The 25,242-nt window shown below is 38.8% G+C and carries 24 protein-coding genes; 18 read left to right on the top strand and 6 right to left on the bottom strand.

The features are described 5' to 3' along the window. Positions 1 to 586 precede the first annotated feature (586 nt). Positions 587 to 2,116, bottom strand: a complete 1,530-nt coding sequence (locus HMPREF0023_RS04585) for an acetyl-CoA C-acetyltransferase (protein ID WP_004639407.1) — start codon at positions 2,114 to 2,116, stop codon at positions 587 to 589. Positions 2,117 to 2,340: 224 nt separating this feature from the next. Between HMPREF0023_RS04585 and HMPREF0023_RS04580 the strand changes: the two genes are divergently transcribed. The 5 genes from HMPREF0023_RS04580 (at position 2,341) to cpaB (ending at position 8,743) form a co-directional block, all read left to right on the top strand. After that, positions 2,341 to 3,732: a 3-oxoacyl-ACP reductase gene (locus HMPREF0023_RS04580; RefSeq protein WP_005082733.1), complete on the top strand. Its 1,392-nt coding sequence runs from the start codon at positions 2,341 to 2,343 to the stop codon at positions 3,730 to 3,732. Between the two features lie 65 nt (positions 3,733 to 3,797). Then, complete coding sequence (locus tag HMPREF0023_RS04575; RefSeq protein ID WP_004639405.1) at positions 3,798 to 4,652, top strand: MaoC family dehydratase; 855 nt, start codon at positions 3,798 to 3,800, stop codon at positions 4,650 to 4,652. Between the two features lie 84 nt (positions 4,653 to 4,736). Continuing rightward, the gene (locus HMPREF0023_RS04570) at positions 4,737 to 5,990 is read left to right on the top strand and encodes a serine hydrolase domain-containing protein (protein ID WP_026056319.1); all 1,254 of its coding nucleotides are present in this window, start codon (positions 4,737 to 4,739) and stop codon (positions 5,988 to 5,990) included. Positions 5,991 to 6,326: 336 nt separating this feature from the next. Beyond that, entirely contained in the window at positions 6,327 to 8,105 is a 1,779-nt protein-coding gene (cpaA, locus tag HMPREF0023_RS04560) for a metalloendopeptidase CpaA (RefSeq protein ID WP_005090105.1), read from the top strand. Between the two features lie 14 nt (positions 8,106 to 8,119). Next, positions 8,120 to 8,743 carry a metalloprotease secretion chaperone CpaB gene (gene cpaB, locus HMPREF0023_RS04555; protein WP_005090107.1) on the top strand — a complete coding sequence of 208 codons (624 nt, stop codon included), beginning with the start codon at positions 8,120 to 8,122 and terminating at the stop codon, positions 8,741 to 8,743. Between the two features lies 1 nt (position 8,744). Here cpaB and HMPREF0023_RS04550 read toward each other — a convergent pair whose 3' ends face one another. Further along, positions 8,745 to 9,326, bottom strand: coding sequence for a TetR family transcriptional regulator (locus tag HMPREF0023_RS04550; protein WP_005090109.1), 582 nt, complete (start codon positions 9,324 to 9,326; stop codon positions 8,745 to 8,747). Between the two features lie 127 nt (positions 9,327 to 9,453). On the opposite strand from HMPREF0023_RS04550, the gene HMPREF0023_RS04545 reads away from it, so the two are divergent. Beyond that, complete coding sequence (locus HMPREF0023_RS04545) at positions 9,454 to 10,944, top strand: SmvA family efflux MFS transporter (RefSeq protein ID WP_005090111.1); 1,491 nt, start codon at positions 9,454 to 9,456, stop codon at positions 10,942 to 10,944. Positions 10,945 to 11,024: 80 nt separating this feature from the next. Here the strand turns inward: HMPREF0023_RS04545 and HMPREF0023_RS04540 are convergent, their stop codons facing one another. After that, positions 11,025 to 11,714, bottom strand: a complete 690-nt coding sequence (locus tag HMPREF0023_RS04540) for an FMN-dependent NADH-azoreductase (protein WP_005090113.1) — start codon at positions 11,712 to 11,714, stop codon at positions 11,025 to 11,027. Positions 11,715 to 11,830: 116 nt separating this feature from the next. On the opposite strand from HMPREF0023_RS04540, the gene HMPREF0023_RS04535 reads away from it, so the two are divergent. Then, complete coding sequence (locus HMPREF0023_RS04535) at positions 11,831 to 12,718, top strand: LysR family transcriptional regulator (RefSeq protein WP_005090115.1); 888 nt, start codon at positions 11,831 to 11,833, stop codon at positions 12,716 to 12,718. On the opposite strand, the gene HMPREF0023_RS04530 is transcribed toward HMPREF0023_RS04535, so the two are convergent. Both HMPREF0023_RS04530 and HMPREF0023_RS04525 read right to left on the bottom strand, forming a co-directional pair. After that, on the bottom strand, positions 12,715 to 13,308 hold the full coding sequence (locus HMPREF0023_RS04530; protein ID WP_005090117.1) for a Maf family protein: 594 nt from the start codon (positions 13,306 to 13,308) through the stop codon (positions 12,715 to 12,717). The two genes, HMPREF0023_RS04535 and HMPREF0023_RS04530, sit on opposite strands and share 4 nt — an antisense overlap. After that, complete coding sequence (locus HMPREF0023_RS04525; RefSeq protein ID WP_004639395.1) at positions 13,308 to 13,691, bottom strand: DUF2237 family protein; 384 nt, start codon at positions 13,689 to 13,691, stop codon at positions 13,308 to 13,310. The genes HMPREF0023_RS04530 and HMPREF0023_RS04525 overlap by 1 nt, the downstream gene beginning before the upstream one ends. 139 nt (positions 13,692 to 13,830) lie before the next feature. On the opposite strand from HMPREF0023_RS04525, the gene HMPREF0023_RS04520 reads away from it, so the two are divergent. Beyond that, a complete protein-coding gene (locus HMPREF0023_RS04520; RefSeq protein WP_005090121.1) occupies positions 13,831 to 15,018 on the top strand; it encodes a phosphoglycerate kinase in 1,188 nt (395 codons plus the stop codon). A 165-nt stretch (positions 15,019 to 15,183) separates the two neighbouring features. After that, a complete protein-coding gene (locus HMPREF0023_RS04515; protein WP_005082755.1) occupies positions 15,184 to 15,411 on the top strand; it encodes a hypothetical protein in 228 nt (75 codons plus the stop codon). 49 nt (positions 15,412 to 15,460) lie between these two features. On the opposite strand, the gene HMPREF0023_RS04510 is transcribed toward HMPREF0023_RS04515, so the two are convergent. Next, the gene (locus tag HMPREF0023_RS04510) at positions 15,461 to 15,844 is read right to left on the bottom strand and encodes a hypothetical protein (protein ID WP_005082757.1); all 384 of its coding nucleotides are present in this window, start codon (positions 15,842 to 15,844) and stop codon (positions 15,461 to 15,463) included. A gap of 216 nt (positions 15,845 to 16,060) precedes the next feature. On the opposite strand from HMPREF0023_RS04510, the gene HMPREF0023_RS04505 reads away from it, so the two are divergent. The 9 genes from HMPREF0023_RS04505 to HMPREF0023_RS04465 form a co-directional block, all read left to right on the top strand. Continuing rightward, the gene (locus tag HMPREF0023_RS04505; RefSeq protein WP_005090127.1) at positions 16,061 to 16,639 is read left to right on the top strand and encodes a nitroreductase; all 579 of its coding nucleotides are present in this window, start codon (positions 16,061 to 16,063) and stop codon (positions 16,637 to 16,639) included. A 50-nt stretch (positions 16,640 to 16,689) separates the two neighbouring features. After that, the gene (locus tag HMPREF0023_RS04500; protein WP_004639390.1) at positions 16,690 to 17,763 is read left to right on the top strand and encodes an NAD(P)H-dependent glycerol-3-phosphate dehydrogenase; all 1,074 of its coding nucleotides are present in this window, start codon (positions 16,690 to 16,692) and stop codon (positions 17,761 to 17,763) included. 128 nt (positions 17,764 to 17,891) lie between these two features. Further along, positions 17,892 to 18,347 (top strand): phosphohistidine phosphatase SixA, encoded by a 456-nt coding sequence (gene sixA / locus HMPREF0023_RS04495; RefSeq protein WP_005082761.1) that lies wholly within the window; start codon positions 17,892 to 17,894, stop codon positions 18,345 to 18,347. 39 nt (positions 18,348 to 18,386) lie between these two features. After that, positions 18,387 to 19,526, top strand: a complete 1,140-nt coding sequence (gene gspL / locus HMPREF0023_RS04490) for a type II secretion system protein GspL (RefSeq protein ID WP_008941307.1) — start codon at positions 18,387 to 18,389, stop codon at positions 19,524 to 19,526. Then, positions 19,526 to 20,005, top strand: a complete 480-nt coding sequence (gene gspM / locus HMPREF0023_RS04485) for a type II secretion system protein GspM (protein ID WP_005090261.1) — start codon at positions 19,526 to 19,528, stop codon at positions 20,003 to 20,005. Before gspL ends, gspM begins: the two co-directional genes overlap by 1 nt. A 118-nt stretch (positions 20,006 to 20,123) precedes the next feature. Beyond that, positions 20,124 to 21,131, top strand: a complete 1,008-nt coding sequence (locus HMPREF0023_RS04480; protein ID WP_004639386.1) for a quinone-dependent dihydroorotate dehydrogenase — start codon at positions 20,124 to 20,126, stop codon at positions 21,129 to 21,131. Between the two features lies 1 nt (position 21,132). Continuing rightward, the gene (locus HMPREF0023_RS04475) at positions 21,133 to 21,726 is read left to right on the top strand and encodes a CvpA family protein (RefSeq protein WP_004639385.1); all 594 of its coding nucleotides are present in this window, start codon (positions 21,133 to 21,135) and stop codon (positions 21,724 to 21,726) included. Positions 21,727 to 21,766: 40 nt separating this feature from the next. Continuing rightward, entirely contained in the window at positions 21,767 to 23,305 is a 1,539-nt protein-coding gene (gene purF / locus HMPREF0023_RS04470) for an amidophosphoribosyltransferase (RefSeq protein WP_005090262.1), read from the top strand. A gap of 94 nt (positions 23,306 to 23,399) precedes the next feature. After that, the coding region (locus tag HMPREF0023_RS04465) for a M48 family metalloprotease (RefSeq protein WP_223804339.1) at positions 23,400 to 25,242 on the top strand (1,843 nt) is incomplete at its 3' end.

The following is a 25,242-nucleotide window of genomic DNA, read 5'->3' as shown; positions in this document are numbered from 1 at the left end:
TAAATAACCTAAGAATGAATTTTATTAGCTAGATGTAAAGCAGAAACAAAGAAACTTACTCCCCAAAGACAAATAGCCAAAAATATAATAATAGATAAATGTTGTTCTTCACCAGCTAAGAAATGGAGTAGAACAAAACATAGCCCCAAAAATAGGAAGATATTTATGATGAATAACCACATGTTTTAATATCCATTTTGTGCTTGATGATACGTTTTACTTACTAAGATATAAGGAACAAAAATACAAAACGTTAGGTAGAAAATAAAATTGAAATTAAGAGCATAAGTTATTAAAAAAGATAGCGAAGCACCAAAAGAACTATTGAATAATCTTTTTCCAGTTTTAAAGTGATGAATAGGGTGTATAACTAGAGCCTTTTTAAATGATAGCTCTGCCAGATAGAATCCAAAAGCAAATAGCATGATCAAGAATATTGGATGCCAAGTACCAATGTAAAAGAGTTGATCAAATAGAAATGACTGCATGTGCTATATTTTTATAGATATTGGTTTATTTAATCATAATTATAATAAAAAAGGGATTAAATCCAAAGATTTAATCCCTTTTTGTGTCAAGCTAGCAGTTATTTTTCAATAATAGCCGTTACACCTTGACCACCAGCAGCACAGATCGAAACTAAGATACGACCTGAACCTTTTTGGTTTAAGATCTTCGCAGCAGTTGCGATGATACGACCACCAGTAGCAGCGAATGGATGACCAGCAGCTAAAGAAGAACCTTTAACGTTTAACTTGCTACGATCAATCGAACCTAAAGGTGCATCTAAACCTAAACGCTCTTTACAGAATTTTTCATCTTCCCATGCTTTCAAAGTAGAAAGAACTTGTGATGCAAATGCTTCGTGGATTTCATAGTAGTCGAAATCTTGAAGTTTAAGACCAGCACGTTCAAGCATACGCGGAACTGCATAAGCAGGTGCCATCAATAAGCCTTCTTTCTTACCAACGAAATCAACTGCAGCTGTTTCAGAGAAAGTTAAGTAAGCAAGAACTTCGTGACCATTTGCTTTAGCCCATTCTTCAGAGGCTAAAAGTACGCATGATGCACCATCAGTAAGTGGAGTAGAGTTACCCGCAGTCATCGTTGCAGCTTCGCCTTTACCAAATACAGGTTTTAATTTAGCTAATTTCTCAGCTGTAGAGTCAGCACGTAAGTTGTTGTCACGGCTTAAACCTAGGAATGGTGTAATTAGGTCATCGAAGAAACCTTCTTCGTATGCTTTCGCCATTTTTTGGTGAGAAGAAGCAGCTAAAGCGTCTTGATCTTCACGTGCAATACCCCACTCAAGAGCAGTAATTGCTTGGTGATCACCCATAGACAAACCAGTACGTGGCTCACCATTTTTAGGCGCATCCATAAGATCTTTAATGTTGATTTTAGATAAAGCTTTTAAACGATCTTTACCAGTTTTAGCGATGTTAAGTTCAAGCAAAGCTTTACGTAAACCATCACCGAAAGCGATTGGAGCATCAGATGTTGTATCAACACCACCAGCGATACCCACTTCGATTTGACCTAAAGCAATTTTGTTTGCGACTTGGAATGCTGCTTGCAAACCAGTACCACAAGCTTGTTGAAGATCACAAGCTGGAGTTTCAGGAGCAAGTTGAGTGTTTAAAACACACTCACGAGTCATGTTGAAGTCACGGCTGTGTTTTAATACTGCACCAGCAACAACTTCACCTAAGCGCTGACCTTGTAGGTTGAAACGCTCAACCAAACCGTTTAACGCAGCAGTAAACATGTCGATGTTCGAAGCTGTGAAATATGCGCCGTTAGAGCGAGCGAAAGGAATACGGTTACCGCCGATAATGGCTACACGACGAACGGTGTTTTGGCTCATGGTTTTATCCTGTTGAACAGAAGGTTTGGTTGTTTTAGCTGTAGCTGCTTTTGTGGTTGCAGAAGAAGCAGTGCTTTTGGTGCTACGGCTACTAGTTGAACGAGTGCGAGTCGTTTTAGTTGCCGTACTTGCTGCTTTAGGAGTTGTGCTCGTACTTTTACTTCTAGTCGAAGTTGCTTTTGATGTATTTGACACATTCTCTTCAGCAGAATTCTCGACTGCTGGATTTTCTTGAGTTGTTTTGCTCATAAGGCTTTTCCAAGCATAATAGGGATATTCTTAATATAACCATAGCATATTTCAAATATTGCTGTATTGACTAGAATGACGCTTTAGACCACATTCAGGTCAAGACATCTAGACATGAACTCAAGTATGATTTGCTATGAGTCAATCAAACATTGATTTTATGTTATATACCAAACAAAAATCACATGTTTGTAAAAAATTCATTTGTATGAGAGATAATAACCATGACCGATCAATACCAAGCATTTACACAATCACCTTTGGGTAAATTTGTTGTAAAAAATCTAGGTTTACCATCACCTGTAGTTCTAGATCGTTTTGAAAATGCTCAACCTGTTGTGAATGGTGCAGTATTGCTTGGCGCAGCACCTTCAAGTACAAATTCTGCTGCGATTGCTCAGGTTCTTAGCAATATTCATGCGGATAGCTACGTAGGAAACAATGTTGAATTACAACAAACAGCTGCAAAAGTAGGTTTGAATCTTCGTCCATTAAACGCAGATGACAAAGAGTCAAAATTTAAAGCAGTTGTATTCGATGCTTCTGGCATTCAGGATTCTGAACAGCTTAAAGCGTTGTATGATTTCTTTAATCCAATCGCTCGTCAAATTTCAAGTTCGGGTCGAGTTATCGTTGTTGGTACAACACCTGAAACGGCTAAAACAGTAAAACAAGCAATTGCACAACGCGCACTTGAAGGTTTTGTCAAATCTGTTGGTAAAGAATTTAAAAAAGGTATTACTGCTCAAGTTGTATATGTTGATCAAGGTGCTGAAGCGAATCTAGAATCTACGTTACGTTTTCTAATTTCTCCACGTTCAGCTTACGTATCGGGTCAAGTGATTCGTGTTTCAAAAGCAGATGTTGTAGATATTGACTGGGCAAAACCATTGGCAGGTAAAACTGCGCTAGTTACAGGTGCAAGCCGTGGTATCGGTGAGGCAATTGCACAAGTTCTTGCTCGTGATGGCGCGCATGTAATTTGCTTAGATGTTCCACAACAACAAGCTGATTTAGAGCGTGTTGCTGGTTCAATTGGTGGTTCAGTATTGGCAATTGACATCACTGCTGCGGATGCGGGTGAAAAAATTAAAACTGCTGCTGCCAAGCAGGGTGGTTTGGACGTAATTGTTCACAACGCTGGTATTACTCGTGACAAAACTTTGGCAAATATGAAGCCTGAGCTTTGGGATCTTGTAATCAACATTAACTTATCAGCAATTGAGCGCGTTAACGATTACTTACTTTCTAATGATGGTTTAAATGCAAATGGTCGTATCGTTTGTGTATCATCTATCAGTGGTATCGCTGGTAACTTAGGTCAAACTAACTATGCTGTTTCCAAAGCGGGTGTAATTGGTTTGGTGAAGTTCACTGCGCCTACATTAAAGAATGGCATTACCATCAATGCTGTTGCACCAGGTTTTATTGAAACTCAGATGACTGCAGCGATTCCTTTTGCGATTCGTGAAGCAGGTCGTCGTATGAACTCAATGAATCAAGGCGGTTTACCTGTAGATGTCGCTGAAGCGATCGCTTGGTATGCATCAACCGGTTCAACAGGTGTGACTGGTAACGTTGTACGCGTTTGTGGTCAAAGCTTGTTAGGTGCTTAAGCATTAAGGTTTTGAAGAGGGGTGCTAGCGCATCCCTTTTTTATAAAAATATAGAAAGGTTTATTATGAATACACGTCATTTTAGTCAATTACCAAAACCTTATTTAGCTTATCCAAAAGTTATCCAAGGTTTAATTTTCAAAAAGCCGAAAGGTGAAAAAGTTTTGCCACAAGTTGAATATGTGGTTGATACACTCAAGATTGATACAAAACATTTAGAAACCTACAACGAAATTTGTGGTTTTAAAAATGATGGATTCGTACCTGCAATTTACTTGGCAGTATTATCTCAAAGCTTGCAAATGCACATGATGACGAGTGAAGCGTTCCCATTTGCGATTTTAGGTTTGGTGCATATTCGTAACCAGATCAAACAAACACGCAAAATTGGTGTAGATGAACAAATTACATTGTCATGTAAATTTGGTGAGTTGCAACCACATGATAAAGGCTTGCAGTTTGATTTCATCACAACTGCAAAAGTAGGTGGTGAAGTGGTGATGGAAAGTCTAACCACTTACTTATCTCGCCAAAAAACTGAGAAAAAAGCTGCTGAGAAAGCGAAAGAAACCAAAGAGCCAGCTTATCAGCCACAAGCTGAATGGAATATTTCTGAAAATACAGGCCGCCGTTATGCCGTAATTTCAGGTGATTTTAACCTGATTCATATTCATGCTGTGACTGCGAAAGCATTCGGTTTTAAACAAGCAATTGCGCATGGTATGTGGAGTAAGGCAAAAGCATTAGCTAGTATTGAATTGCCATCAGCTTATGAAGCGGATGTGTGGTTTAAATTACCAATGTATTTACCATCAACAGTTGAGTTTTTAACAGCGAATGAAGCGAAGCAAACTGAATTTTTGATACGTAATTTGAAATCTAAAAAGCCACATGTCGCTGGAACAGTAAAAGCAATTTAAGCTTTAATTAATTCCTTAGATTTACATCTCTTCTGTTCGCAGGAGAGATTGTCTTACAATAAAATGATTATAAGGATGCGTACTTTGATTAAAGAATTCCTTTTGGCCAATACTCAAAACTATCATGGCACTGTTGATGAACGATTCCTAGATTTAGCAACTCAATTTAGTCGATTTCAAGATGCAAGAAGCCATCAGGGTGGAGCAGCTTTAGTTGTCTATTTTCAAGGTCAAAAAGTTGTCGATATATTTACAGGTAAAAAATCACAAGAAGAAGATTGGCAGTCTGATACTTTGGCTATGTGTTATTCAACTGGCAAAGGAATTTTAGCTACACTTGCTCATATTTTAGTGAGTGAAGGTTTGCTTGATTATGATGAGCCGATTGCAAAATATTGGCCGGAATTTGCTCAAAATGGAAAGCAATATATTACTTTAAGACATGTCCTATCTCACCAGACAGGTTTATTTGATATTCGAAATCTCATCGAGACAGCAACAGAAATGCTCGATTGGTCGTATATGCTGGATGTAATAGCCAAAGCTACACCGCGCTTTGCCGCTGGGAAAGGCTTTGCTTATCAACCATTGACCTATGGTTGGATTCTTGGTGGTGTGATTGAAAAGGCAGCCAAGCAACCATTGAGCTGGCTAATGCAACGTTATTTGGTGCAACCACTTGGATTAAATGGAGCGTATTTTGGTGTTCCAAGTTCTGAATTGGATCGTGTAGCTCGTTTAATATCCAAACCTAAAACTTCTGTTGCTTCGAAATCTGAAAATAGAAAAAGTACTCAAACACGAAAACCGTCATTATCAGAAAAACTGTTAGAGTTATCAGGACAAAGTCCACAAGATTTTAAAGATGCAATGATTCCAAAAGGAATGGGTAATTTCAGCTTTTTTAGTGATGCTGGTTTGCAGGCCGTTATTCCTGCTGCAAATGGTGTATTCACTGCTGATAGCTTAGCTAGAGTTTACGCTATGCTTGCTAATAAAGGTCTGTGGAATGGTGAACAGTTGATCAAGCCTGAAATTTTCAAGCAGTTAGGGACTGTACAATCGAAAGGACGAGATCGTGTTATGCCAATCCCAATGCATTGGCGTTTGGGTTATCACCGAATTCTTACTATGGGAAAACGTGCACCACACGGTTTTGGTCATGTTGGCTTTAATGGTTCTGGTGCATGGTGCGATTCCGATCGAGAGCTCAGTTTTGCTTACACACATAATTTTAATATTACCTCCGCAACAGGTGATTACCGCTTATGGGGTTTGAGCCAAGAAGCTTTAAGATGTGCAGATCAAGTCTTAAAGGGGAGAAAAGGATGGTTCTAAACCATCTTTTTTTATGTAATATCTAAGAACATTTTTTTCCAGAATAGAGTTGGGTATTTAGTTATATTATTTAGAACTGTTAATGAGTTTTAATGATCTTTGAGTCTTGGTTCTCGATCATATTTTAAACTTTGATGTGATATGGTTTAAACTCAAATTTATAAAGCCACTCCTACTTATTACGTATTTTTTTGATTTGTTTAATAGCTTTTTGTTAAATTTTGATAAAAATAAATATATGATATTTAATCGGAAAATTTTTAAAATAATTGATAAGTCTGATTTGGTTTGGTAGTGTTTGTTGTGTAAAAAATATACTTAAAAGGAAAGGTGAAAATGAAATTTGGAATTAAAGCGATTTGTTTTGCAAGTCTAATTGCAGCTTCAGCAGTGTATGCTTCAACCACACTATCTCCAAATCAACTTAACAATAGTGGAATTATTCCAAGTGGTTACGCAGATTTAAAGTTTGTTTTGGCAAACGGTAATTGGGTCAAAAATATTTATTTGCCAAATACAGCCAATCACCAAGATAAAATTACGATTCAATCGAGTGCAGGTTGGAAGAGCTATCTAGATACTTCCAATACAAATCTACCGATCGAAGTACTCGAAATTCAAAGTGGTGATGTGTTTCAGTTTACTTATGATGGCAATCAAAAAAAATGGGTGGCGCAATTGAGTGCTGTGAGCCCAACCAATGGTATGCCATTTGAAGAAATCACACTTACTAGTGCAAAGTTACAACATATTTCATTAGCTGATGGTAAATGGGCACAAACAATCGCGTTACCAACTAATGTTAATGATGGAACATTAGTTCAAGTTACTTCAACGGCCACATATCCATCAATGATTGCGACGAATAATTTACTGTTTCCAAGTAGTTTTAATTTGCAGAATGGTAGTGAGTATTGGTTTAAGTACAATTCAGCATTACAAAAGTGGGTACCAGAATTCATTAAACCGATTAAACTCAATGTAAAAGATATTGGAACAAATTTGAATGCAGTCTCGGCACCGGTAACGGAAGTAAATTTTGCCAATGCAAACTGGGTCACTAATTTTACTTTACCATCCACTGCGAATGACCGAGATCGAATCTTAGTAAAGTCCACCGCAACTTGGACAGCCAAAATCAATAACACCAACATTAATAGCAGTGCTTCTTTGATGCTCAAAACAGGAGATCAATATGAGTTCATGTATGTAAGTGATAAAGGGCATTGGGTGCTAATGTCTGCGCCGATAAAGAATATTGAAAGTACCTCAAACATTGCATCTGTCCTGCCGAACATGACTGAACCAACTTTAAAGGTGAAAGTGTCGAATAGTAATTGGAGACAATCAATCAATCTACCTGCGAGTGCTCAGATTGGAGATAAAGTAATTTTGGCCTCAACTGCAGATTCAAACAGCTTCATTTTGGCATCTAACGGGCTTTCAACTGTTCTGCAAAATGGTGAAACACGCCGATTTGTTTATACGCAGCAAGGATGGGCTGCTGATAGCCATACAATTGATATGTTGTTTGTAAATAGTCCAGAGGTTTCAACGATCTTGGGAGAAAGTGCTGCAAAACTTCGTATGATTGAAGGATTAAGCTTAACAAATGTTACGGCTGAAAACTCATCTGCAAAGTTCTATTTGCGCAAAACTGGCTATATTACCTATAAAATTCCAGGGGATACATTAACTGCTGTTCTGAGCATTGGTCGTTCTGATACAACCGTACAAACTGAACGTAAACGTGTATTGGCAGATGGCGTTTATTATCAAGGGAATGAGCCAGGGAATGGTGGTTGTGGTTGGGCTTATGTAAATGCAAGTGCCTACAATATGATTGGTACAAACGACATTTCAGGTTGTTCAGTAGCTGCAATGCGTCATGAAATTGGCCATAATTTAGGTCTATATCATGGTGATTCAAGTCAGATTGGTTCGGGCTTTACACATCCGCTTGGTAGCACAGCTTTAGGTGGAAATAATTTAAACTTTTATTCAAGCCCTTATCTCTATAATCCTAAGTACGGAGTACGTTTAGGCGAGGAAGGTAAAAAAGATGCAGTAAGTGTCATTAATGCCAACACTGTTCGTATTTCTCAATATAATTAAGTGATTTCAATCATATGAAGCACTCTAAAATTTTACTTTTGCTAGCAGTCACGTTCATCGTGATTGCTACTTTATTAATTTTCCTGAAACCCAATAATGTTAAAGCATTAGTTCAAGACAATGCTGTAACGAAAGAGCAGGAATCCTTTAACCGAACCGATTCAATTTATCCGCGTCACAATTTAACACTATCAAAGACAGAGTTAGAGAAAGCTGCGAAAGAAACGGTTTTATTTCATGAAATTCAGGCTGGTGACTTAGAGGCGAATACTCTTTTACCGTTGGCAAAAAGTGGCAAAGGTATGGCGATTCGCTATGATGAAAATATCATTGAAACCAAAAAAATCGGTGATGAAGTCCGATTTCAAATGCTTGAATATGGTTTGAATCGTAGTGGGGAAATAGTTGAAATTGAAAAGATTGATGATGATATTTTGCGGTGGCATGGTCGATTTCAGCAAGTAAATCCTGAGCTAAATTTCTTTACCATAACCCAAAGCCAAAAAGATCAGTACACGATCATGCAGATTTATACAGATAAGGGAAATTATACTGCTGAAATCAAAAATGGTCGTGGAATTGTTCAAGGTATGGATGAGGGTGTTGAGGATCACGAGCTACATGCCCACGATCATTAATTTAAGTATATAGCTCCGCCTGAATAATCGCTTCTACATGGCGTTTAAAATCGGCTTCATTTAAACCATTGAGGCCGAGTTTATAAATCCCTTCTAGACCACATACAAATGCGATCAATCGCCAAGCAATGTCTCTACTCTTTGAATCGAATTTAAACTCTCCCTTATCTTTTCCTTCATCAATCATAGCAACTATGGATTGATGCCAATCTTGCATCGCGATGTTGTATGCATTCTTGATTTCTTGGTCTTGCTCAATCAGAACTTCAGCTTCATTCCATAGACGCAGATAGGGTTGAATTTGCTCAATATTTTCACAACCTAAAAACAAGGATAGACGTTGTAAATAGCTGTTGGTCGTTACTTGATTTTCGATTTCATCTAATTGTTGCATCAGTTTAATAAATGCTTCGGCTTTTAAATGAGAACTAGAAGCAAAGTGATGATGCACTTGTCCTGTTGACGTTTGAGCTTCGATTGCAATACGACGCACAGTCATTGCCGAGAATCCTTCGTTCAAGGCAACTTGCATTGCAGCTTGAAGAATCATTTCACGACGTTGTTCTCGATTTAAATAGGCCATTTCTAAAAATCCGATGAAATTGTAGCGGAAGCTGCAACAAACTAACTTAAATTTTAAAATTGGACAAGTGTTCAATTTTGATTATAATAGCTGAAATTGAACACCTGTCCAAATTTAGAGGCATTTTATGTCACGCAAGTGGTTAATTCTTGCAATCATCGCATTGATCTATCTTCCCGTTGTTATAGATGCAACAGTCCTACACGTTGCTGCGCCAACACTCATTGATGCGTTGTCACTATCGAATAATGAGCTGTTGTGGATTATTGATATTTATTCTTTAGTCATGGCTGGGCTCATTTTACCGATGGGCGCGTTAGGAGATCGCATTGGGTTTAAACGCTTAATGATGATCGGTGCAGCTCTGTTTGGTTTAGCATCATTGATGGCTGCATTTTCATCTACAGCTTGGATGTTGATTACATCTAGAGCACTTTTAGCTGTGGGCGCGGCCATGATTTTACCAGCGACGCTCTCAGCTGTACGTAATACCTTTTTGGATGAAAAACAGCGCAATATTGCACTAGGTATTTGGACGACGGTTGGGGGCGGTGGTGCAGCCTTCGGTCCCTTATTTGGTGGGTTTTTACTAGAGCATTTTCATTGGGGGGCCGTATTTCTAATCAATATTCCAATCGTTATATTGGTATTGATCATGGCCTACTGGGTGATTCCAAAACAGCAAGGACAACCTAAACAAAGCTTAAACTTAATACAAGCCTTGGTGCTGGTGGTTGCTATTTTGTGCATCATTTATGCAGTAAAAACAGCAATGCATGCTTTCAGTATGAGTGTGGTTGTGATGTTTGTTGTGGGCTTTGGCTTATTAATAGGTTTTATCCGTACACAATTAACGGCTACATCACCAATGATTGATATTCAATTATTTAAGCATCCTGTGATTGCCACAGGTATGGTGATGGCAGTCGTCTCAATGATGGCTTTGGTTGGTTTTGAATTACTGATTTCTCAGGAGTTACAGTTTGTTTATGAGCTATCGCCATTGGCAGCAGGGATGTTTATTTTACCCTTCATGTTGGCATTTAGTTTAGGCGGACCTATTGCTAGTATTTTGGTCAATCGCTTTGGTCTACGCTTAATAGCAAGTCTTGGAATGTTGATGAGTGCCATAAGTTTGTGGGGATTAGCCAATACAGACTTTATGCAAGCAAAATTGCAAGCTTGGGCATGGATGGGAACATTGGGATTGAGCGTTGAGATTGCTTTGCTTGCGTCTACCTCTGCAATCATGTCATCAGTGCCACCAACCAAGGCGAGTGCTGCTGGTGCGATTGAAGGAATGGCCTATGAACTTGGTGCTGGTTTCGGTATTGCTTTCTTTGGGTTATTGCTCTCTTGGTTCTATGCTCAAGCAATCATATTACCAAGCGAACTTCCTCAATCATTGATGGCTCAAGTTAGTGCTTCGATTGGTGAGGCTGTGCAAGCAGCTAAACAGGTATCGCCAATCGTTGCTGATCAAGTGATTTCTGCGGCGCAACATGCTTTTAGTCAATCGCATCGTGCTGTATTAGAAGTGGCGGCTACCTTCTTTTTGGTGTTGACGGTATTTATTTGGTTTGCTTTGCCGAAGAAAGTGATTAGTGTTGAAGAATAAGTTGGTTCCCCTCATTCAAGAAGATATTTGAGTGAGGGGAACGCCAGTGTAGATACAATTGGTTGAAATGTTAACCAGTTTTAAGCAGTTAGTTTTGCTTTGGATTGATCCTGAGATAAATCTACAACGAGTTGTCTAACTTGATGTTTTGCAGCATTAAGGGAGTCAAGATGTCTCTGATCACCGAACTCCTGATATTCAGATCGAATTTCAAAGAATTGATTTACACCCAAGTAATGACTAAGCACTTTGATGTGTGTACCCAGATGATTCATGTGTTCTCTAATTTCCCCATCACCAAAACCAAACTCTCCACATGAATTGAGTAAAATTAAGGTTTTATTTGAAAATATAGGTGCCAAAGGAAAATCACCTCTAGCTAAGTCAAAAGTAAAGGTTTTATTGATTCTTATAATTTGATCAAACCATGCTTTTAGGGCAGCAGGCATCCCATAATTATACATTGGCGTCGTAATTAAGATGATATCTGCGATTGCGACTTCATTAATATATTGATCAGATTCTCTTAGTATCATTTTATGAACTTCAGTTCTTTTTTCTTCCGTGGTAAATACTGCTCCCAGCCAGTCTTGGGAAATAAAATTTGGTGTATGTTCTGCTAGATCTCGATATGTGATTGGATCATGAGGGTGTTGCTTTTTCCAATCAGTGATAAAGAGATGTCCTAACATTTTAGAAATTGAACTATGTTTCTCACCTTCGCCAAGGAATGAGCGGACACTGGCATCAATATGTAATAAGTTAGTCATTTTAATTGTACTCGATTTGATTACTAGATCTTCAAGGTAGAGGATTTTGCAATCTGCTGACAAATGACATTATTTGTGTGTAAGATGAGTTTTTCTCATCTTTAAAGAAGTACAGGATGTTGAAGCGATTACCACCACTAAATAGTATAAAAGTGTTTGAGGCAACTGCACGGTTAGGTAGTTTTAAAGCTGCAGCGTATGAATTAAATGTTTCACCCACTGCGATTTCACATCAGATTAGTGAATTAGAAAAAGAGTTGGGAATTAAGCTATTTATTCGAGGATTCAGGATCGTAACTTTGACGGATGAGGGTAAAAAGCTCGCTGAAGTGAGTATTCGATTAATCTCAGAATTGAAACAAACACTATTAGAACTCACAACATATTCCAAGCATATTACCATCAGCACCACAAATGCTTTTGCGGCAATGTGGTTAGTTCCTCAATTACATGTTTTTAAAACACAATATCCAGATATTGAAGTGCAGGTCAAAGCAGATGATCGATTAATTGATATCGATCATGATCTAAAATTTGATATGGCCATTCGTTATGGCTTTGTTGATAAAAAACATATTCAGGTGAGCAAGATTATAAATGACCAATTTGGTTTATTTGCGACACAACAATATTGGCGTGATAGAGAGGAGGAAAATTCTGATGTGAAATTGCTAGTGACTCAATGGAAAAATGAGAATTTATTAAAACATGATCAGTCTGATATTTTATTGCAGCGATTTGGTCAAGTTTGCCCCACGGTTGAGTATTTTGAAGATGAGAATCAAGTCATTCAAGCCGCACTTGCAGGGCAAGGAGTAGCTTATGTAAGTAAAATTTTAGTCCAGCAAACTGTTACTCAAGGTTGGTTGTTAGAGAGTCCATCTTTTCAAATTGAGGGCATGGATAATCTTTGTTATTACAGTGTTATTCCTAAGCGAAATCTCAATCATCCGAGTGTAATTGCTTTTCAAAACTGGGTAATGCAACGACTCGCGACTGTTTAAGGCGCATTTATCCCAAATTCACGTAAGATCTTACAAAGCTGAATCATGGGTAGACCCATTAACGTGGTTTGATCATCACCAAGCATTTTTTCAAATAAGCTAATGCCCAGACTCTCACACTTAAAACTGCCTGCACAATGCAAGGGTTGATCAATTTCAATATAGCGTTCAATTTCACTGAGTGTCAGATGACGAAATTTGACTTGGTAATGTTGAACTAGCGTCGTTTCAAAACCAGACTGTTGATGTTGAACACTGAGTCCAGTGCTGAAAAAAACGGTGTTACCCGAATTGGCTTGTAACTGTTGGATTGCATTTTTAACAGTAAGTGGCTTTCCAATAAAGTCATAAGGCGCATGTTCTCGCCATGCGACTTGATCTGAACCGATCACAATTGCGTTTGGATGTTGTTCTGCAATCACACGGGCTTTTTCATAAGCTAAACGTTTTGCCAGATCATCGGCATGTAATTCACCGTTTGCTGACTCATCAATATCGGGTGAAATACAATGATAGTTCAATCGCAAACGGTCCATAAGTTCTTTACGGGTTTGGCTACTCGATGCCAATATGAGTTCCAAGCTATTCATTAGACAGCATATTCCGCAAGCACATTGAGAGGCACGTAGTGCAAGACAGCATTGTGACAAGCATTTAATTTCACAGGCGGAGCGTGACCAGCTTGATAAGCTTCTACCCAACGCGTCACACAAATGCACCAAAAGTCACCTGGTTTTAAACCTGGGAATTCGATTTCAGGCAAAGGTGTAATCAAATCATTGCCCATTTTTTGAGAAAAATTTAAGAAATCTGAGGTCATTTGCACACACATGGTGTGTTGGCCTAGATCACTGACCGCTGTATGGCAAAAACCATTGCGAAAATAACCAGTAATCGGGTCAAAGCAACAACTTGCTAATGGCTCGCCGAGAACGTTCAAACGATTGATTTTTGGATCTGGATGAATAGACATAATTCTATAAAAATTCAGTGGTACTCATTATCATAATCAAAAGTGACGCTTTCGGCAGCTTTTCTGTAAAAAAACTCACCTTTATTTTTGATAATCATTTAAAATTGTGCCGTTTTTTAAATCAACTAGAGAGCCATCCATGAATTTTCAGCGCATGACTGACCTTGATTTAGCAGGTAAACGTGTTCTTATTCGTGAAGACTTAAACGTTCCTGTAAAAAATGGGGAAATTACGAGTGATGCACGTTTACGTGCTGCATTGCCTACTATCAAAGCGGCTTTAGAGAAAGGCGCGGCTGTGATGGTGTTTTCTCATCTTGGTCGTCCTGTAGAAGGTGAGCCAAAACCAGAACAATCGCTTGCGCCTGTAGCAGCTTATTTAACCAAAGCATTGGGGCAAGAGGTAAAACTATTTACAGATTACCTAGAGGGTGTTGAGGTTGAAGCGGGGCAAGTCGTTTTACTTGAAAACGTTCGTTTCAATCATGGTGAAAAGAAAAATAATGAAGCGCTTGCGAAAAAATATGCAGCGCTTTGTGATGTATTCGTGATGGATGCATTTGGAACTGCACACCGTGCCGAAGCATCAACTGAAGGTGCAGCACGTTTTGCTCCAATTGCAGCAGCGGGTCCATTATTGGCTGCTGAGTTAGATGCACTTGGTCGAGCGATGCAAACACCTGAAAAGCCAATGGTGGCAATTGTTGCTGGTTCTAAAGTTTCAACTAAGCTAGACGTACTTAATTCACTTTCTACAATCTGTGATCAGTTGATTGTGGGTGGTGGTATTGCAAACACCTTCTTGGCTGCTGCTGGTTTCAATGTCGGTAAATCATTGTACGAAGCGGATTTGGTTGAGACTGCAAAACAAATCGCTGCCAAAGTAAGCGTACCTTTACCAACTGATGTTGTGGTTGCAGATGCAAGCCAAATCAATTTCGAAGATTTCTTAGGTTCTTTGGCAAATGCACAAGCAGTTGTGAAAAAAGTAGAAGATGTCGCTGATACAGATATGATTCTAGATGTTGGCCCTGAGACTGCAAAATCATTTGCTGAAATCTTGAAGTCATCTAAAACGATTCTATGGAATGGTCCTGTCGGTGTATTTGAGGTTGATCAGTTTGGTGAAGGGACAAAGACACTTTCTTTAGCAATTGCTGAGTCAGCTGGTTTTTCTATCGCTGGCGGTGGTGACACATTAGCGGCGATTGATAAGTATCAAGTTGCTGATCAAATTGGCTATATCTCAACGGGTGGTGGTGCATTCTTGGAGTTTGTTGAAGGCAAAACTCTACCAGCCGTTGCTGTTTTGCTTGAGCGTGCATAAGCTAACTAGTTAAATCAATATTAATAATTGATTTAGTTATATATTCTAAAATTGAGTCGATGAAAGTCGGCTCTTTTTTTGATTAAATTTCGTCTTAGTCATAAAAATGTCATATTGTTGCAATATGATTGTCATCAAACTAACCAGTTATGATGGGAAGCTGTAATGAATTTGAAGTTAACACTTATTGCTTTAATGGTAGCACCAACTGTTATGTTAACAGCGTGTGCAAAAAAAGAAGAAGCAAAAAATGCTGAACAAGCAGCAGAGGTTGAATCAGTTCAAACATCGCCAGAACAACAGGCAGCTATTGATGCAATTGATAAACCGATTTTAGATGAAAAGAATACTGATGTTGAGGATGCTGAAGTAGCAGCAAGTGAAGCTCAATAGGATTCAGATAATAAAAAAGCCGATGTTTCAAACATCGGCTTTTTTTCGTTTACGAATTGGCTTTACAGTAAAATGTCAGCGTGGTTTGATAGTCATCATCTTTAGCTAAAGATGCGTTTCGTCCTGTAATGGTGCCAATCACACCAGCAGCAGCTTCAACCAGTTTTCCAGTCTCTTCATCGACAACACCTTTAAGTACACCTTGATAGGCAACTTTCTCGTCAACTAAGACTGGTGATGTGTTTCGTGTACAGGTTTTTTGAGCAGCACTGACAGCATTGTTTTTAGCAATTAAGCTGGTTTTGCCTATACCTGTTACTTCATAATGATTATTTTCTTTCTGAATGGCTAAGGTGTGGGTAGGGGAAGATGCACATGCCGTAAGTCCAAGTGCAACACTACCTAGTAAGCTAAAAATTAAAGTTTTTTTCATTGCTTTTCTCTAGTCAAAAAGTTATTTGATTATTTGAGCATAGAATTTTCAATTTCTTTGGCAGCTTATGTACAGTTTGTTGTGAAACTTAGTAAGAAAAGTAATTGATAGGGTGTTGTAAACCATGAATATACATCAAGCCAAAATTACCCATAGTGAAAAAGAATAAGATTATGCTAATCTAGCGAAATCCTTGTGCTAGTTAGATTTATATTAATGGCGGACTCCAAAATAGAGACAATTCATCAAAATATTCATCAACGTCAATCTATTGGGCAATTAATTGAACCCGCACCAGATACTCAACAAATCGAAAAAGCAGTTCAGGCTGCTTTAACTGCGCCTGATCATCATCGTTTGAAACCAACACGTTTTGTCATTGTGGGTGCTGATCAACGTGCTGCTTTTGGTGAGTTTTTAGCAAATGCTTTAGCAGACTTAGGCGAAACTGAGCCTGCACATTTGGAGCGCGTTAAACATCATCCCTTTCGTGCGCCTATGTTGGTTTTAGCGCTCACAACACTGCAAGACCATCCTAAAGTTCCTCACTTCGAACAAATTTTAAGTACGGGTGCTGCGGTACAGAATTTTTTATTATCTCTTCAAGCTCAAGGTTTTGCCACGATGTGGCGTTCTGGAGCGGTTGTAGAGTCAAATTGGCTTAAACAGCAATTGGGGTTGAAAGAACAAGATTTGATCTCCGGTATTATTTATGTTGGGACAGCTGCTAAAGCAATTCCTCCTCGTGCAGAAATAGATAGCCGAGCTTTTATGACAGTATGGCAAACCCCTTAGTTACATATTTAATTTTAATGATTAAAGAATAATGAGTTTCAGGATAGAAAATGGCAGAGTTAAAATTTACTGATTTGGTTGAACCTGTTGCAGTAGATCAAAAAACAGCGTTGAGAATTACAGTTCTCGGTGGCGGTAGTTTTGGTACTGCTATGGCGAACTTGGCAGCACGAAATGGCTGCGATACCATGATTTGGATACGTGATGCGGCAGTAGCCGAAGAAATTAATCAAACACATATTAATAAGCGTTATTTGCCAGACTATACTTTGGAGCCTGCTTTACACGCAGTTGCTGACTTAGAGTTAGCTGTACGTGATCGCGATATTATTTTGGTTGCGATACCAAGTCATTCTTATCGAGATGTACTTAAGCAAATTGCACCATTTATCAGTGCACAAGCCGTTGTGTCTTTAACGAAAGGGATTGAAGCAAAAACTTTTAGCTTTATGAGCGAGATTATTCGTGAAGAGTTACCCGAAGTTCCTTATGGTGTTCTATCTGGTCCAAACTTAGCCAAAGAAATCATGGCAGGTATGCCATCGGGTACCGTGATTGCAAGTGAGTCAGAGTTGGTCCGCTATGCTGTGCAACATGCTTTACATAGTGCATTATTCCGTGTTTTTGGTAGTGATGATGTGCATGGTGTTGAGCTAGGTGGTGCGTTAAAGAATATTTATGCCGTTGCGATGGGAATGGGTGCTGCCTACAACATCGGTGAAAATACTAAGAGTATGATCTTAACTCGTGCTTTGGCAGAAATGAGCCGTTTTGCAGTAAAACAAGGTGCAAATCCACTTACATTCTTGGGGTTATCAGGTGTAGGCGATTTATTTGCGACTTGTAACAGTCCGTTGAGCCGTAATTACCAAATTGGTTATGCATTAGGATCAGGCAAAACATTAGATCAAGCAACCAAAGAATTAGGTCAAACAGCCGAAGGTATTAATACGATTGTTCAAGTGCGTACCAAAGCTGAAGAGCTAGATGTTTATATGCCAATTACCAATGCACTCTATGAAGTGATTTTTGAAAACGCACCGCCAATGACAATCGCACTTTCTTTAATGAAAAATGGTCATCGGAGTGATGTCGAGTTTGTCTTACCTCATCATGAAGTTTAAAGATTTTTTGCATGATGATGACATGGTTTAGCCATTACAAAGACGAGTATTTAATATATAGCCAGATCGATTTATTAAATTGTCATCTTGCATAGTTAAGATATCAATATAAAGAATAAGGTAGTTTTATGCAGTTAACTTTAGTCCGTCACGGTGAAGCGTCTCCAGCAGTGAATGGAAACGATATGCAACGCCCTTTAACACAACGTGGGCATCAACAAGCTGAACAAACAGGGCTTTTTTTGAAAGAGGTTATACGCCCTGAAATTTTTGTAGTTAGTCCATTATTACGAGCTCAAGAGACTTTGGCACATATACAAACACATTTTCAGGGTATTCCTGTTTTAATGTGCGATAAAATTAAGCCAGATGATGATGCCAAAGATGCAATTGAATGGCTATCAAAACTGCCATATGAGTCGATTGCGGTGGTTTGTCATATGAACGTTGTGGCGCATATTGCTGAACAATTGACGCATGAAAATTTCCAACCATTTGCATTGGCTGAAGCTCGTATATATGATCAGGCAGTGATAGCTAACGGTTTATCGACACAGAAGAACCGTTTTATTCCAACGATCTAGATCTTTATGTCCGCAATAAAATAAGAGTATAAAACAACGATGTTGTATATATGGATGCCCGAAACCAATGGAACATGGTATTGGTCGACTGGGGAAAATTGGGTGCAGGCGAGTAGTCTTGAACAATTAATTCAAGACTTACAGGCGTACCATGGGAAAGAGGCGGTTGTCTATTTCCCTAGCCGTAATGCACAAATATTGCAACAAACGATGACCAAGATGCACTATAAGCAATTGGGTTATGATGGTGTCAAATATTTATTAGAAGAATACGTGACCTTACCTATTGATCAGATGAAGGTTGTTCATCACTTTCATAATGATCAATTGAGTATTCTTGGGGTAGCACAATCGGCTGTAGAAACATGGCAACATGCGTTGAGTTTGCTACCTATTGAAATTGTTGCATTCTTACCAGATTTCTTGATTTTACCAGAACCTGAAATAGATCAAGTGGTGATGGTTAACTTGTATGAGCACTTGTTGGTTCGAGAAGGCGCATATATAGGCAACTCTGTGGATGATCTCGCGCTATTTTTAGAGTTTCAGCCATTAGAAACGCATTATCAATTTGCTAATTTAAATGCAGATCAACTCGATCATTTGGCAAATGTTTCGGATCGTGACCATCGTACCGAATTTAGCTATCAGTTCGTTCAACCGATTCGTGCTAAGCAACATCCTTTTAATGTATTCCCTAAGGCAAAAAACTCAAATGTAAAGTGGTCAGGTTACTGGAAAGCCGCTGCAATTGTCTTCATGGCAGTGATCGTTGTACAGTTAAGTTATGATGTATTGCGTTGGTCGAAATTAAAGCGTGTTGCTGATCAAACTGCATTACAAGCGGTGGATCAGTATAAATCTTGGTTTGGTGAAAATAGTCGTGTGACTGAGCAAAATATTAAAAGCCAATTTGAAAGTCAGTTGCGAATGAGCAAACAAGGGGATGCGCAAGCACTATCATTATTAAGTCGAGTTGGACCAATTTTGATGCAAAACAGAATTGTTGCTCAGCAAGTGAGTTTTGATGCTGCTGTTTTATCAATGGCATTAAAGGCAAATGCAGCCAATGACTTACAAACATTGGTGCAGCAATTAAATCAACAAGGTTTCCAAGCAGAATTGGGGAATGTACAAGCAGATAGTGTGGGTGCTATCGGGACGGTAAAAGTAAAATAATGAAAGCACTTACACAATTACAAAACTTTGTGGATCAGAAAGTAGAACTGATTGATCAATATTTACAAAGATTATCACCACGTGAAAGAGTGATGGTTATATTCACTACTATTTTTGTGGTTGTCGTGATGATTGGAACTGCGCTTTGGCAAATGCATAGCAAGGCAAACCAGCAGCAAAAGCGTCTAAATGAGTTAAAAGATTTAACCGTATGGATGCAAAGCAATGCTGCAACGATGAAACCTGCGAATGATCTTGAGCTTTCTGCGGCAGACAAAATCCAGCGCGCGGCACAACAACAGGGAGTTGCTGTTTCATCACAGCAAAATGGTGAACAACTGCAACTGGTTGCAGAACATCGGAACTATGCCGTATTGGCCAATTTCCTTATGCAATTATCTCAAATGGGGTTAAGCATTGTAAAAATGGACATGGTTTCTAACAATAATCAGATCAAATTAACGGCAACAGTTCAATAAATCATAATCTATGGTTGAAATGTCAGCAGACTTTAAAATAACTCCATGCCAAGCATGGTGTTTTCACGAGCCTATGCCTATAATATGGTTACTTGAAAATCAGTAGACTGTGATTGGTATGTTATATTCATTGGCTCGCCCTTTGTTGTTTACTTTAGCACCTGAACGTGCGCACGAAGTCACACTTTCTATGCTGGATAAAGCGCATAAATTGGGTCTAATGCATCAAAAAGTCGAAACAAAACCTGTGACATGTATGGGGATTCAATTTCCTAATCCTGTCGGTCTTGCAGCGGGTTTGGATAAAAATGGTGCGCACATTGATGCCTTAGCAGCATTAGGTTTTGGGTTTATTGAAATTGGTACAATCACACCACGTCCACAAGCTGGTAATCCACAACCTCGCTTATTCCGTATTCCTGAAGCGAAAGCAATTATTAATCGTATGGGATTCAATAATGAGGGTGTTGATCAACTGGTTGAAAATGTCAAAGCTTCAAAATTTAAGGGAATTCTTGGTATTAATATTGGTAAAAATGCCGATACACCTGTAGAAGATGCTGTTTCAGATTATTTGATTTGCTTAGAAAAAGTTTATAACTACGCTTCATACATTACAGTCAATATTTCCTCACCAAATACTAAAAATCTCCGTAGCTTACAAAGTGGTGATGCATTAACTGAGTTGTTACAGACTTTAAAAGATCGTCAGTTAGAACTTTCGCAACAATACAATCATTATGTGCCATTAGTATTAAAAGTTGCACCAGATTTAACGACAGAAGATATTCAGTTTATCGCGAATCAATTATTGAGTTTTAAAATTGACGGTTTGATTGTGACTAACACAACTTTGGGACGTGAGGGTGTTGAAAACTTAGCACATGGCGATGAGGCAGGTGGTTTATCTGGCGCGCCAGTCTTTGCGAAAAGCACTGAATGTTTACGACAGTTTTCAAAAATTCTAAAAGGCAAAATCCCACTGATTGGTGTTGGTGGTATCTTGTCTGGCGAAGAGGCTGTTGCCAAACAACTTGCTGGTGCTAGTTTAGTACAAGTATATAGTGGCTTAATTTATACAGGCCCAAAACTTGTAAAAGATTGTGTTAGTGCGATGACTGTGTGAAATGAACACGCTTGATATCATTATTCTGATCATCTTGCTCATTGGAGGGCTGAACGGTTTGCGTCAAGGATTTATAAAAGCCTTTGCGAACTTGATCGGATGGATATTCGCATTGATCGTTGGGGCAAAATACGCTGTGGTGTTCGCACCTGCAATGGCTGGTTTGAGTCAAGATCCAGTCGTGCAAAAAATTGCAGCTTTTGCTTTTATTGTTTTGATCATTGTTGTGTGTACATGGATTGTTTCTGCATTTTTGAATGGGCTCTTGAAAAGTCTGAAATTGGGCCCATTAAATCGTTTAGCAGGCGGTGCTTTTGGTTCTTTAAAAGGATTATTAATTGTCCTCATTACCATGCAGGGTTTAGGTCCTTGGGTTGAGAGTTCACCGCACTGGAAACAATCTAAATTTGTACAAGTTTTACTGCCTTATGCACCTTTGGCAACTGAGTTATCGAAAGATGCTGCCAATGAAGCATTACATCAAATGACATCTGAAGGTGCGTTATTACACCGTCCTTCAAGCAAAATCAATGAATCGGAGCGGGTATTAGTCAATGAACGTTCTGATCATTCAACCAAAAATCCGTTTTATTAATCGGGGTTAAACCCTGTTCCTAGCTTGTCGCGAGGTTGCTATGTGTGGAGTTGTTGGGATTGCCGGTAAATCGCCAGTAAACCAAATGTTATTTGATGCTTTAACGATGTTGCAACATCGAGGACAAGATGCAGCGGGGATCGTGACTTGCCATCAAGGGCGATTATTTCTCCGAAAAGATAATGGAATGGTGCGTGATGTATTCCATACCCGTCACATGCGCGCATTACTGGGAAATTATGGAATCGGTCATGTGCGTTATCCAACAGCGGGTTCATCAAGCAGTGCTGAAGCACAACCGTTCTATGTGAACTCTCCATACGGTATTACCTTGGCGCATAATGGTAACTTGACTAATGCGATAGAAATTCATGATGACCTGTTCAAAACAGACTTACGTCACATGAATACCGATTCTGATTCTGAAGTTTTACTCAATGTATTTGCGCATGAGTTGCAGAAAATTGGTACATTAAATCCAACGCCAGAAGATATTTTTCATACCGTTTCGCGTGTACATGAACGTTGCAAAGGTGCTTATGGTGTAGTCGCTATGATCACTGGGCATGGCTTGGTTGGCTTCCGTGATCCAAATGGTATTCGTCCATTGATCTATGGTTCACGTGAGACTGAGCAAGGTACAGAGTATATCATTGCGTCTGAATCGGTTGCGATTACTGCACTTGGTTTTAAAATTGAACGTGATATTGCACCAGGTGAAGCAATCTTTATTGATAGTGAAGGTCAGTTATTCTCGAAGCAATGCGCAGTAAATCCAGAATACCGTCCATGTATTTTTGAATACGTTTATTTTGCTCGTCCAGATGCAACAATTGACGGGATTTCAGTTTATAAAGCTCGTTTGAAAATGGGTGAAAAGCTTGCTTATAAAATCCTCAAAGAATGGGGTGAAGAGCATGACATTGATGTTGTGATTCCTATTCCTGATACGAGTCGTACGTCTGCTTTAGAGTTGGCCAATATTCTTGGGGTAAAATTCCGTGAAGGTTTTATGAAAAACCGCTATATCGGTCGTACCTTCATCATGCCAGGTCAACAACAGCGTAAAAAATCTGTACGTCAAAAGTTGAACCCAGTTGAGCTTGAGTTTAAAGACAAGAATGTTTTATTGGTGGATGACTCAATTGTACGTGGTACAACGTGTAATGAGATCATTCAAATGGCACGTGATTCTGGTGCGAAAAAAGTATTCTTTGCCTCTGCTGCACCTATGGTGAAATATCCAAACGTGTATGGTATTGATATGCCAGCTAAATCAGAATTAATTGCTTCTGAGCGTAGTGTAGAAGAAATTCGTGAAATTATTGGTGCTGACCGCTTAATCTTCCAAGATTTAGAAGATTTGAAAAATGCAGTGCGTACCAGCAAAGTACCAGACTTAAGAGAGTTTGATTGCTCTGTTTTTGATGGTGTGTATGTTGCAGGTGGTATTAATCAACAATATCTGACAGATCTTGAGCAAAAGCGTAATGATACAGCCAAGAAAAATGCAGATGGCTATATCGATGTGAATATTGATGCAGCTTCCGTTGATTTAACGGGTATTCGAGAAGCATAATTTGTTATGTTTAGAAAAGCGGGAAATTCCCGCTTTTTTATTTTATGATAGATGTTGAATTTACCTATAAACAATGTAATCAGGAAAATTTACATTGAAAGAAATGAGCCATTATTTAATTGAAAATAAAAGCATCGCATGGTCAATGAGTTTTTGTTGGCTTGCGATGCTGTTGACAGTTTTTATTCTCAATTTAATCTTAGGTTTGGTGGTTCATTTTTTTGATTATACACAGCAAATTTGGTGGCATGTCCTTAGTCCATATTTTATTGCGCTATTGTTTTTCGTGCTGGTTTGGTCCGTTGGGGCTGAATTTTATGTGTTACGTGAAGGCGGTCATTCTCTTGCTAAGCAATTAAAAGCCCGCCGTTTGGTTTATGAGGAAAGTACACCTGAAGAAAGTACAGCCTTAAAAGTTGCTGAACAAGTCGCTAAAAGTTTTGCAATAGAAACGCCTGCAGTTTATGTTCTGCCTGATGAAGTTGGCGTAAATGCTTTAACAGCAGGCTTCAAGTCTCAAGATATTGTGATTATTTTGACTTGGGGAGCTTTGCAGAATCTTGATGAGTTAGAACTGTATGGTTTGTTAAGTTACGAGTTCAATCAAATCTTATCAGGTGAAGCGGTTGAAAATACCAAACTCAAAATCTTATATAGTGGTTTAACTACTTTTAGCCAATGGGGAAGTAAATTAGCCCAAGCTGGCTATAATCCCTATGCAACGAATCGTCGCAATAAATTCGAGACAATCTTTGTGGCAATTGGAGGCGTGATTTGGCTAATCGGCAGTTTAGGGATACTAATTACACGTTTTATTAAATATCTAACCTTGAGTGGTCGTACTTTCCGTAATGATTTGAAGACAATGCATTTAATGAATAATAATGCCAATATTCAGACATTATTACGTATCTATGTGCATCATTCGGGTTCTCAGATCCATAGTGCATATTCTGAATCTATTTCACATATGTGTTTTGCGAACTCTCTCAGTCCGCAAAGCTGGATGAATATTCATCCTAGTATTAAAGACCGTATTTATGAGTTGAATCCAACTTTGCTACAGGACTTACAACTAGAAAATTTACGAAAGTTACGTAGTCGTCCACTGTTTAGTTTATTTCGCTCATTAGAGGAAGAAATAGCAGATGCAACTACACCTTGGAGCTCTCCTCAGCCATTACCATTGCTGCGTTTGTCTCCGATCAGCTTTGCTTTAAATGATGCGATTAAACCGTTAAATCCTGAGCTGCGAAAAAATAAGAAGCGCCCAGAACTGATTCAAAGAGCCATGCAAACAGCGACAGGCTCTCGTGAAGTCATGGTTGCGATTTTAATGATTCGACAATATCGTGAATTTATTCCACAAGATGCACCTGTAAGCCATGCCATTGTCGATGCATTACTTCATCTTGATGGCCGTATTCATGTGCAGATTTTCCATGATGCTTGTAAGAATATTGGGCATATGCCAGCGAGTATTGCACGTCAGTTTTTAACCAAACTAGCTAATATTATTCAGGCCGATGGTGAAGTTGGTTTACTCGATGCATTGTTATTAGAAAAAGTGAAGCACGAATTGAATTTAATGCCTGCTCATTTACCTACATCATTTGAGGAAGTAAAGTCTCAGATTGTTCATTTGATTGATGCTTTATTGCATGTGCAACAAATTAATAGCCCTAATCAGTTAGAAGTCCGCGAGCGTATTTTAAGATTTATCTTAACTGACGATGAAATGCAGATTTATGCTGATATTTCAGATGAGCCTTTAGATTTAGCAGAGATATTGAATGACGTGTCTGGGCTGTTGCTACGTGATCGTCTGAATATTCTTTCAATCGCAGAGCGCTGCTTATGGAGCGATCGAATTATTACTCAAGATGAACTTGATGTTTTGGAGTTGTTATATTGGCGTTTAGGTTTTGACACACAAG

The organism is Acinetobacter sp. ATCC 27244, from assembly GCF_000156555.1.
GTDB lineage: Bacteria > Pseudomonadota > Gammaproteobacteria > Pseudomonadales > Moraxellaceae > Acinetobacter > Acinetobacter haemolyticus.
The sequence above is the reverse complement of the archived record's forward strand: the minus strand, read 5'-3'. Positions and strand labels throughout refer to the sequence as shown.